The sequence below is a fragment of the Methylobacterium sp. J-090 genome (assembly GCF_022829345.1).
Classification (GTDB): domain Bacteria; phylum Pseudomonadota; class Alphaproteobacteria; order Rhizobiales; family Beijerinckiaceae; genus Methylobacterium.
The window spans coordinates 1-10,160 of the sequence record NZ_JAKSXV010000032.1 but is presented as its reverse complement, the minus strand read 5'-3'; the positions used below and the strand labels follow the sequence as shown (position 1 = coordinate 10,160).

Genomic DNA, 10,160 nt, shown 5'->3' with positions numbered 1-10,160 from the left:
GTCGCGCGCTCCGCGTTCCCAGCTTCAGGGTGTCCACGGCCGTGGGCGGCGCGGCGACCGCCCCCTCCGACGCGGTGCCCGACAAGGTTGGTGCGCGGCTCGGCGATGCCGTCTCTCCGGTGCCCAAGGTCCTGGGGGGCGCGGCGACCGCGCCCTCCGATGCGGTGTCCGACAAGGATGGGGCGGCGCTCGACGAGACCGTCTCCCCGTTGACCAAGGCCTTGGGCGGCGCGGCGCCCGATGCCTCTGCCGCGGTGCCCGACAAGGGTGGTGCGGCGCTCGGCGATGCCGTCTCCCCGGTGACCAAGGTCGTGGACGGCGCGGCGACCGCGCCCTCGGGCGTGGCGTCCGACAAGGATGGTGCGGCGCTCGGCGATGCCGTCTCCCCGGTGACCAAGACCGTGGGCGGCGCAGCGACCGCGGACGCGCCGCATGACAAGGGCTCGGCGCTTGGCGAGCTCACCACCGCCGCCAAGACCGTGGGCGATGCGGTTGCGGCGACCGGGACACAATCCCACGACCGCCAAGACGAGGGCGGCGCGTCGCTTCCGGGTACCCTCGGCTCCGCCGTCGGTGGCGCACTGACGCACGCGACCGGTCCCACGGACGCGACGGCGGCCGGCGCGTCGCCCAAGTCTACGGGCGGACAGGATATCCTCGGGGGCACAGATACCCTCGGGGGCACGAAGGGAACCACCGAAGGTGGCGGTGGTGCCTCGCACGCCACGTCCGCAGCCGCGACGGTCGGCCAGGCCGCCGGTGCGCTCAAGGATGTTGCGAGCGCGAAGGACGAGTCCGCTGCGACCAAGGGCGGGACCGAGAAATCCGATCTCGCGGCTCATGCCTCCGGCGTCGCACAGGAGAACGCGAGCCACGCAGGCCAGGACGGTGGGCACTCGGTCGGCGCGGCCGTCGGCACGGCCCTCAAGTCCGCCGGGGCGATCGACCTTGGGTCACAGACCGGCAAGGCTTCAAGCGAGACCGCCCGCGACGAGAGCAAGGGCGGCGTCCCCGCTGGATCGTCCGACCACGCCGCGACCGATACGAACGGGGCCTCGCATGCCGTCGAGAAGGCGGGATCGAGCGTGACCGAGGCCGCCGCGGAGATCGTGCATGCCCCCGCGCCGGTCGTCGGCTTCGCCGGACAGTCCTACGTCGACACCGTCGACACGCATGATCATGGGTTGGCCTCGGCGAACGGCCTGCTGCACGGCCTGGTGTAATGGCAAAGATTTGTAGACTGCATAGGCTTGATATCGCGACGAAAAAAATCTCTGCCGCGCCTCGGCTTCGCCGCAAATGGACAAGTTAAAATATAATAAAATCAAATACTTTCCATTAGTTGGCGGTATGCTGCATAAAATCGTGGATATCTATTGAACAGTCTGATTTTGTATTATATAAACTAGATGCGGGTTTATCCCGTTATTACTGAGACGCTTCATTTCGTGGAGAAATCGAGGCGTACATCCACATCCGATGATCAACACGATTAGGAGGACGATTCATGTCTATCCTCGATACGGTCACGAGCACCCTGAGCCCGACCGGCACGACGCCCGTCACCCCTCCCGCTCCGAGCGAGTGGGGCAAGGAGAACGGCCACGACAACGGCTGGGGCCACGACGCTCACCATGGCGAGGGCCATGGTGACTGGGGCAAGGAAGCCGGCCACCACAAGGGCAACGACGACTGGGGCAACGAGCCCGGCAAAGGCCACGACAAGGGCGACTGCAAGGAAGCCGATTCGAGCCACGGCAATGGGCCGGGCCACGGTGATTGGGGCCACGGCCATCACGCCGAACATGGCTCGGGCGACAAGTATTCGGACGCCTGCTTCGGCGGTGGAGAGAAGGGTCCGGACTGTCATCCGAGCACGGCCCATCATGAGAGTCCGTGCGGATACGACTTCAGCCTCGACAAGGGCTGCGGCACCGTATCGGCCAGCCACGACGGCCTCATGAGCGGCCTCGCCTGACCCTCCAACGCATCCGTTCAACCACGCACGGGGTGGGGCCGACCGGCGCCACCCCTCCTCATGCCCGTGCCGGGAGGGGCGCGAATGCCGGCCGTCGTCTCCGTCTGCATCCTCGCCGAGGGCCGGCCGACTCCGCTCGGGCCGATGCACTAGGATGCCGCATCCAGGGATGCCAAATCCGGGGAGAGCGGACGAGACGCGCGGGTTGGCCGGCGACGTCACGCTCCGGTTCTCCTGTTCCGCCCCGCAAGCCTCCGTCGAGGTGAAGGCCAACACCGCCGGCTTCAACGCGATGGCCTGCCTCCACCGGGACCTGTCGGGCTTTCACGACGCCAACATCATCGTCGAATTTTCCAAGGTGGCCTGGTTCGACGGCCATCTGACCGCCGCCCTCGATCTCGTGTTTCGGCAGGCGGCGTGCCGCCGCAACGTCGTTCGGCTGAGCGGACTGCGCCCGCGCTTGCGCGACACGTTCTGCAAGAACCACCTGATCTCGAAACGGAAGTTCGACCGCCACAACACGGTCATGCCGATACGGGCGTTCGAGGTCGATCAGGCACTCGCCTTCAGCGGGTATGCGAAGCGTCACCTCGACCGGCCGGAAATGCCGAACATGACGGCGGCCCTGCGCCGCTGCTTCTTCGAGAGCATCGACGAGATCTTCGCCAACGCGGCCCTGCACGCCCGGGCGTCGCTGCCGGTCATCGTCGGCGGACAATACTTCCCGCGCCGTCAGGTTCTCGCCTTCGCGATCGTGGACGGGGGCGAGGGCATGCAGCGCGCCGTCTGCGCGAAGCTCCATCGCGCCTTGAGTCCGGCCGAGGCGATCGCCTGGGCCATGGAGCCCTACAACACGACGCGGCAGGGGGACGTTCCCGGCGGGCTCGGCTCCAAGGTTCTGCGGGAGTTCATCGAGGAGAACGGCGGTCGGATCACGGTCGTGTCGGCCGGCGGCCTCTGGCAGCAGCACGGGGCGCTCGTCAGCCGACGACACCTCGCCGCGCCCTATCCCGGGACGGCCGTCCTCCTCGAGATGAAGACGATCGCGGCCCTTCCCCATCGCCCCGTCGAGATCCCGGACCCCAACAACATCTGGTGACGCCATGAAAGACGTTCCCATCAATGTCGCCCAGGTCGTCGGTGGCGGTATCTGCGTCTCCGCCGCGGACGGACACAGGGTGCATGATCTCGTCTACGACCATATCCTGGCCGGTCACCGGGTTTGCCTGTCTTTCGAGTCGGTGACGCGGATGACGACCGCGTTCCTGAACACGGCCGTGGGCCAGCTCTACGGCGCCTTCCCCCCCGATCGCCTGCGCGAGCAGCTCGCACCGCCCGTCTGCGCGGATCCGCGCCAGCTCGTCCAGCTCAAGCTCGTCGTTGACCGCGCCAAGGTTTTTTTCGACAATCCTGTGCGCGCCCGGGCGGACTTCTCGCAGGCTATCGAAAGCGACGATGGATAGGATTGTCTGGATCGAGCAAGTCGACATTCTTCACAACGAGAAGATTTTGATCGATACCAACATCTGGGTGATGATCGAGGGGTTCAACGAGGGCGCTCCCCGAAAGAAGGTCGAAATCTACAGCTCGGCCTATGATACGCTTTTAAAGAACGACAATGCGATTCTCTACAATGACCATATCATCAACGAGTTTTTCAACATCTGCGCGCGCATCGCGTACGCAAACTTCCAACATTCGAACAGAGACCCGTCGATCACATTCAAAAAATTCCGGAAGAGCGACGATTTCCGCGCGGCCATGCGTCTCGTGCAGGAATCCTGTCTGAATATCATCGAATCCTCGACCCCGACGGATGTCGGCTCATCGAAAGATATCAGACGAACCGTGCAGGAGCTGTGCGAAGGAACCCTGGATTTCGTCGATTTGATCCTGCGCGACTATTGTCTCTCCGAAAAAGTGATGATCCTCACGGATGACAGCGACTTCAGGGGAAGTGGCCTGACGATCATCACGGCCAATCGGACGATGCTGAGACCGGACAGCACATGCTAAGCCTCGATGCCCTCACGAGGCAGGCGCTTGCGAGAGCCTCGAGGTCGCGCTCCGCGTCGTCCCATCCGCCGACGGGCCGACAGGGCCGTCGGGCCGGACGATGAAGAGACGGAAGGGGTCCGGCGCTGACCGCGGTGCAGGTTCCAGGAGACCGGGAAAGCGCGCCGTCAACGCGGCCCGCACGCCGCGTCGGCGGCGTAGAGTGGGAAGCGCGGTTCGCCTCCCGCCCCCGGAGGCGGTCCGCCATAGGCGATCGCGATCTCGCTCATCGGCGTCGCTATTCCGAGGGCTTGGTATGCGCTGCGAACGTCCTGACGGCATCCCACAAGCGTCGGTGCAGGCATCGTTAGATATTTGATTAAAATTATCCAGACCGCAATCCCTACCCAATAAAATTTGGCATCCCACTGGAAACGGCTTAGGCCTGGGCTTCCAATGGATATCGAGCCGCCGGAGGATTCGGCGCGCCTCGGAGATCCGTCACGCTCGGTCGCCCCTCTCGGCGGCATCCCAGGCCGGCGGACCCACCCGCGCCCGTCGCCGCGAAGCCGGCCAACGACAACGATCTCCCCGTCATCGGCGCCGCGCCGATGACGGGCCCTACGATCCCATCCCTCCCCTCCGCCACGCGGGACTAAGCGCGGGCCGTGGCGGGCGGGACGTTCGGCAGGATCCGGCCCCGGGATCGCACGCTGCTGTTCGGGGCCATGGGACCCGAGTTCTGGGCGTGGCAGTACGCGCGGCGCCTGACCGGCCAGCCGCCCTGGCGCGCCGGGCCGAACGCGGACGCTGGGCACGAGCGCGCCCGGGCGATGCGGGAGATGACGGACGACGTCGCGACTTGGGAGCGGGTGCTGGCCGAACTCCGGGCGGAGACGGATAGCGCGCGGCTCCGCCGTGCGCCGCGGCTGCTGGTCCTCCCCGTCCCCGTCCCCGTCCACGGCGCGATCGAGGCCCGGCGCAAGGCTGCCCATGACCGTACTACCTCGCCGGCGCGACGGCGGCGGCAACGGGAGCTGGGCCCGTACCGGTGCCCACCGACGCGGTCGGGCATCCTCCCCTTCCAAAGGGGCCGACCTGACGGGCTGGCGGTCACAAAACCCTCGTTCGAGAAAGCAAAAAATGAGCGACACAACCAACTCGGCTTCCATCCCGATGGGCCGTACGACCGCCGCGGCGTCGGCTTCCACATCCTCGCAGCGGAGGACCGGGCGCCGAGGGCTGCCGGTCCGGTTCGTGACCCGCATGAGCACCGAGCTCAGCCAGGCCGTGCAGCGGCCGCGCGCGACGACGGGGTGACCGCGGGGGCCTGGGTGCGCCGACTGCGGCTGGACCGGGTCGGGGTCCACTCGCCGGAGGACGCCCACAGCAGCCGCCCGGTCAGGTAGGGCGAGGCGGAAGACAAAGCCATCGCGACGGCGATCCGCCACCTCGCGACGGTCAGCGGCGCCGTCTCCAGCAACGACCGGGCGGCGGCGCAGGCGGGCCGGCATGAGGCACGGTCGATCCTGATCCCCCTGGGCGTGCGCCGTCCGGCGCCGTGATCACCAGCGCGACGCGCGGCACCGACATCGTCGAGCGCTGCTGCGAGGCCTGGAACCACCTCGTCGACCAGCCCTGGAACATCCTGTCCATCGGTCTGCGCGATTGGGTCTATCGGTTATGATCAATGCCGATTGGTACACGAGGTCCGGATCGGCGCCAGGTTTTCGCGAAGGAACGGGGCGGCGCGCGGCCTCGTCATGGGCCGGACCCGGCGTCAGCGCAGACCGCGTAGGGCCATCTCCTCCGGCGCCTGCTCGGCCGCATCCTGACGTGCGATCAGGGTCGCGAGGTCGACGGGGCGGTAATCCCAGGCGTCCATGCCGACATCGCAAGCACGGCTGGTATCGGGCAGGCAGGCATGCGTGTGCCCGTAGAGATGGCGGGTTCCGCGCCAGAACCCCGGCCAGGACCGGTGCGGATAGTGCGACAGGAACAGCCGCCAGGCTTGCCCATGGCAATCCTGCACCGTGATCCGGGCGTTCTCCACCGGGGGATCCACCCATGGCAGTTCGAGCACCCGGTTGGTGTCGTGGTTGCCGCGGACGAGCCGCTTGGTGCCGTTGAGGCGGGCGAACATCGCCGCGCACTGCTCACGACTGGCCCCAGCCGCGAAATCGCCGAGGTGCCACACCACGTCGTCGATCCCCACGATGGCGTTCCAGCGGGCGACGAGGGCCTCGTCATGGGCCTCGACGGATGTGAAGAGGGTCCGGCGGCGCAGGACGAGGGGGGCATCACCGAAATGCGTGTCGGCCGTGAAGAAGGTTGCCATGCGTCCTGCGGGGAAGTCGCGCCCCCTCCGGGAGCGGGGAGACGGCAACCGCGTTGCCGTTGCGCGAGATGGTACCCGGGACCCGCGCGGCAAGTCGGCGCGATGTCGCCCCGGACCCGCGCGACGGGCCTTTCGTGGCGGACGCCCTATCTCCCCTTCTCGCACCACCGGAGGAACGCCTTTGCCGAATCAGCTTGGCCGCATCGCCCCGATCGTCGCGGGGCTGTCCCTGTGCCTGACCCTCTCATCCCCGGCGCCCGCACAACCGGCTGCGCCAGCCGCCCAGCCGGTGTCGGACCCGGCGACCTTGAAAGTCGCGCGCGAGGTCGTGGCCCAGATGCAGGGGGATCGCACGACCACGCTGAACGCGATGGCAGCCCCCATGGCCGGCATGATGCAGCAGATGGGGATCAAGGAGGCCGATCGGGCGCAGATCATCGTACGGGAAGCCGTGCTTCCGCTGCTGACAGCCCATTACGACGAGCTTCTCGACATCCAGGCGCGCAGCTTCGCCGGCGTTCTCGGCAAGGAGGATCTACAGGCCATCGGAACGTTCTACGGCTCGCCCGCCGGCCGACGATTGGCAGCGGCTCAACCCCAGCTCGCGCAGGCTCAGATGACGGGCACGACGCAGTGGATGCAAGGATTGATGCCGGAGATGCAGACGAAAATCGTGCAGATCATCAAGGCACGCGGGTGGGGCCCTGGCGACAAGCCGAAATGATCTCCCGGGACCTGCGAGACCGACGATCGATGCGCACACATCCTCGATTGGCCTGCCCGGGTTGCCTGCCTGGGTTGCCCGGGGGTGTGACACAGGTCGCGGGAAACCGTTGGCGTCGGTGGGACTTGCCCTACGCCACGACGTCGGCGGCCGGTTCGCCGCCATGTCCAACGAAAGCATTCCCTGTGAAAATCGTTCTTCTTATCGGCGTTGCCCTGCTCACCACCGCCCCGGCCCTCGCCCAGGGCGGTCCTTCACGCGAGCCCGGCAGCACCGGTGCCGTCATTCAGAGTGAGCCGAACAGCACCGGAAACGATGCCAACATCGCGATTTCCCGCGGGGCCACCGGCGCCGACACCGTGACGACCAACTCGGCGGCGGGCGGCAATGCCGCCCGACCCGAGCAGGCAATTCCCAACAGCAGCGCCAATGGCGGCGGTCGATAAGACATCGCCCCGAGCAGTGGATACCGGTTCGCGGCAAAAGCCGTTGCCAAATTAAGTTCTGGTGTCTCGCATGGATTTCGGCGCAGGACTTCCGGCGTAGGATCTCTGGGATAAGAGCGCCTCGCAAAAATCCCGGTCACCGTCGGTTCTCGCTTTGAGCACGGCGGCACAGCGGGAGTTTTGTGAGAGACGCCCGCCCTGAAACTGGCCAATGCAACATCTCGGACCCGCCCGGCTCAGGCCGCGGCGGGTTTTTCCGCTGCTGTCCTACGAACGTGGTTCGATCGCTGCGCGATGCGGAGTTCGGTCATCCTCAGGCGCCGCACGGACTGACCGATCCGGTCTTCGCTCTGATCAAGCGAATCCAGTCTCAGCCGCCAAAATACAGGGTCAGGTCATGATCGTTCGTGATCACCGCGGAACTCGTGATTTCGATTCCGCGATACATCGCGCCGATGGCATCGAGATCGTTCTTCAGGGCCCGGAATTCGTCCACGATCTGGAAATAACAATCCTTGAGGATCGACGAGTGTGGATCCAGGTTCGTGACACACACCAATCCCGTCGGCGGGCAGTCGACATAGATCACCCGCAGATCGGGCCGATACGTCTGAAGGATGGGAATGATCTTCCAGACATCGCCCGTCCAGTGGTAGGGGAACCGGGTGCTCACTCCGGTTTCCGCCGACCTTTTCTGGTCCCGATCAGCCATCTCGGCATTGAGAGGCATGCAATCGTGCATGACGATCAACGTACGGTTCGATGAAATTGCTTCGGTGTTATAGAAATCACGCAGAAGATATTCAAACGTGTGCATTCCATCGAGAAAGGCGAGGTCCAACGTCCCGTTCGCCAACGCTTCGTAATCGTACTCCGCGAAGAATGTATCGCTCGGCGCCTGAATCAGCGTGACAGCTTTCTTGTTCTCCGAGACGTTGAAGGAAATCTGGAACGACGGATCGACCGCGATGGCCGTCTCGGTGTGGATGTGAGACAGGAGGTGCCCCTGACTGACCCCGATCTCGAGGTAGCGCCGGCTGTCCCGTGCGCGACTGATATGCGCCATGAACGCCATGTAGTGGAGGCCATGGTGATTGTCGGGCAGAGGGTGCGTCGAGTCGCCGGCGTCCATTCGTATTCCCACGACTGCGATCGAACGATCGCCCTGCGGTGCTCACGGCACCGGAACAAGGCGGCCATCACGGCGCGAGAGCCCAGCGCCGCCGTATCGCTAACCTTTCCAGCCAAAGGTGCCAAGCCGAGGGCGCCGAGCCAAGGTGCCGTCATGGGGTCGGCAGAACCATCGACCTCGTATGGGAGAACTTTTCCCAGAGAGCGTCACCGAGGGGATCGGAGGGCCCGGCGGCATCGGCGAGACGGCGTTCGCCTGTCACCCGGGCGCTCTACTTGGTGGTTTCTTTCACCCCTGGTTCCTTCATGGGGACGGTGTTCCGGGTGGCACCACTTCCCAGGAACAGGACCGCGATCACCAGGGCGAGGGTCGCGACGGCGGCGATGAAGGCGAGAAACCAGCGGGGCATGGCGTATCCGTGAACGTGCGAAAGGGCCAAGAAGGAGAGATCACACCTTCTCCAGCCGGGCCAGAAGGATTCGGATGCGCACGACGGCGCTGCAGGGGGTCGATCGCAACGTTGCTGGGGGTCCTGATGGATGCCCACTCACGATCAGACGGGCGCTGCGCGGGCTTCATGCGCAGAGCTTCATGAGCGATTTCTTGGAACGTCCGGCGGGTTGCCGCAGACGCGCGCCGCTCACTTCGCATCGTCTCGACCACTTGGCATCAACTAAACGATTCGCACGGCGCCTCCGGCTTCGGCGGCCCGGGCAAACGCCGTGTGACGATAGTCGCGCGGGCTCAAGCCGTACTGGTCGCGAAAGCGGCGGGAGAAGTGAGACTGGCTCGCGAAGCCGCATCCATAGGCCAGTTCGCCGAGCTGTAAGTGAAGGCAGGCCGGGTCGGACAGGCGTTGCGCGGCCTGTTCGAGGCGCCGCTGCCATATCCAAGCCGTGACGTTGGACCCGCGTTCGCGGAACAGCGTTTGGAGTTGGCGCATCGAAATGCCGACGGCCGCAGCGACCTGCGATGTATCAAGCTCGGGTTTGCCGAGATTCGCCAAAGCGTAGGCTTTGGCGCGCTGGACGGTCAGCGTCCCGGACAGGGCTTTGGGCGTCTCCATCGACAAGCGCTCGGCGAGACTGGCGGCAACGAGATCGATCGCCACGGAGGTCATGCGTTCGGCCGCCTGAGGCGTCAGTCGATCCGCCATGCTCATCATGTTGGAGAGGAACAACCGGGCCAGGGTCGTGACAGGTAGGTGGCCGTACATAGTCAGCCCTGCAAAATGGCGAGCTGAACCCAGCATGCTCTCCAAACGATCCCGCGGGATCTCAATGGCCAGCACTTCGACGTGACCCTTGTGTTCGAGCGTCCATGGCGAATTTGGATCGCGTATCGAAAAATCGCCCGCTCTATCTATGGCGGATCGATCATTCTGAATCGATCGAACAGAACCGGAGGTAATTACCCACCCCCTTGTGCGGGTTGGGTTTCGCTGATTCCTTTGTAGGATGGGCCGAAGCGATCTTGAGCGGCTGAGCCGCGAGGAACTGATCGAGTTGGTGCTGCGGATGCAGCGCCCGACGAAGACCTCGCGCACG

Annotated in this window: 12 protein-coding genes; 8 read left to right on the top strand and 4 right to left on the bottom strand. The window is 65.4% G+C overall.

Going from position 1 to position 10,160, the window contains the following annotated elements:
- The 6 genes from MKK49_RS05180 to MKK49_RS24455 all read left to right on the top strand — a co-directional run.
- The coding region (locus tag MKK49_RS05180) for a hypothetical protein (protein ID WP_244026992.1) at positions 1-1,223 on the top strand (1,223 nt) is incomplete at its 5' end.
- 284 nt (positions 1,224-1,507) lie between these two features.
- Positions 1,508-1,978 carry a hypothetical protein gene (locus MKK49_RS05175; RefSeq protein WP_244026991.1) on the top strand — a complete coding sequence of 157 codons (471 nt, stop codon included), beginning with the start codon at positions 1,508-1,510 and terminating at the stop codon, positions 1,976-1,978.
- Positions 1,979-2,183: 205 nt separating this feature from the next.
- Positions 2,184-3,077, top strand: coding sequence for an ATP-binding protein (locus MKK49_RS05170; protein WP_244026990.1), 894 nt, complete (start codon positions 2,184-2,186; stop codon positions 3,075-3,077).
- Between the two features lie 4 nt (positions 3,078-3,081).
- Positions 3,082-3,441 (top strand): STAS-like domain-containing protein, encoded by a 360-nt coding sequence (locus MKK49_RS05165; RefSeq protein WP_244026989.1) that lies wholly within the window; start codon positions 3,082-3,084, stop codon positions 3,439-3,441.
- Positions 3,434-3,994, top strand: a complete 561-nt coding sequence (locus MKK49_RS05160) for a PIN domain-containing protein (protein ID WP_244026988.1) — start codon at positions 3,434-3,436, stop codon at positions 3,992-3,994. The genes MKK49_RS05165 and MKK49_RS05160 overlap by 8 nt, the downstream gene beginning before the upstream one ends.
- A 1,540-nt stretch (positions 3,995-5,534) precedes the next feature.
- On the top strand, positions 5,535-5,660 hold the full coding sequence (locus tag MKK49_RS24455) for a hypothetical protein (RefSeq protein ID WP_279595343.1): 126 nt from the start codon (positions 5,535-5,537) through the stop codon (positions 5,658-5,660).
- Between the two features lie 93 nt (positions 5,661-5,753).
- Here the strand turns inward: MKK49_RS24455 and MKK49_RS05150 are convergent, their stop codons facing one another.
- The gene (locus MKK49_RS05150) at positions 5,754-6,311 is read right to left on the bottom strand and encodes a metallophosphoesterase (protein WP_244026987.1); all 558 of its coding nucleotides are present in this window, start codon (positions 6,309-6,311) and stop codon (positions 5,754-5,756) included.
- Positions 6,312-6,492: 181 nt separating this feature from the next.
- Here MKK49_RS05150 and MKK49_RS05145 point away from each other — a divergent pair, with 181 nt between their 5' ends.
- Both MKK49_RS05145 and MKK49_RS05140 read left to right on the top strand, forming a co-directional pair.
- Entirely contained in the window at positions 6,493-7,035 is a 543-nt protein-coding gene (locus MKK49_RS05145; protein ID WP_244026986.1) for a DUF2059 domain-containing protein, read from the top strand.
- 185 nt (positions 7,036-7,220) lie between these two features.
- Positions 7,221-7,481, top strand: coding sequence for a hypothetical protein (locus MKK49_RS05140; protein WP_409565020.1), 261 nt, complete (start codon positions 7,221-7,223; stop codon positions 7,479-7,481).
- Positions 7,482-7,851: 370 nt separating this feature from the next.
- On the opposite strand, the gene MKK49_RS05135 is transcribed toward MKK49_RS05140, so the two are convergent.
- From MKK49_RS05135 to MKK49_RS24610, 3 genes are all read right to left on the bottom strand, one after another.
- The gene (locus tag MKK49_RS05135) at positions 7,852-8,613 is read right to left on the bottom strand and encodes a class I SAM-dependent methyltransferase (RefSeq protein ID WP_244026985.1); all 762 of its coding nucleotides are present in this window, start codon (positions 8,611-8,613) and stop codon (positions 7,852-7,854) included.
- A 271-nt stretch (positions 8,614-8,884) separates the two neighbouring features.
- Complete coding sequence (locus MKK49_RS05130) at positions 8,885-9,022, bottom strand: hypothetical protein (RefSeq protein WP_244026984.1); 138 nt, start codon at positions 9,020-9,022, stop codon at positions 8,885-8,887.
- A gap of 264 nt (positions 9,023-9,286) precedes the next feature.
- A complete protein-coding gene (locus MKK49_RS24610) occupies positions 9,287-9,979 on the bottom strand; it encodes an AraC family transcriptional regulator (protein ID WP_244026993.1) in 693 nt (230 codons plus the stop codon).
- Positions 9,980-10,160: the final 181 nt, after the last annotated feature.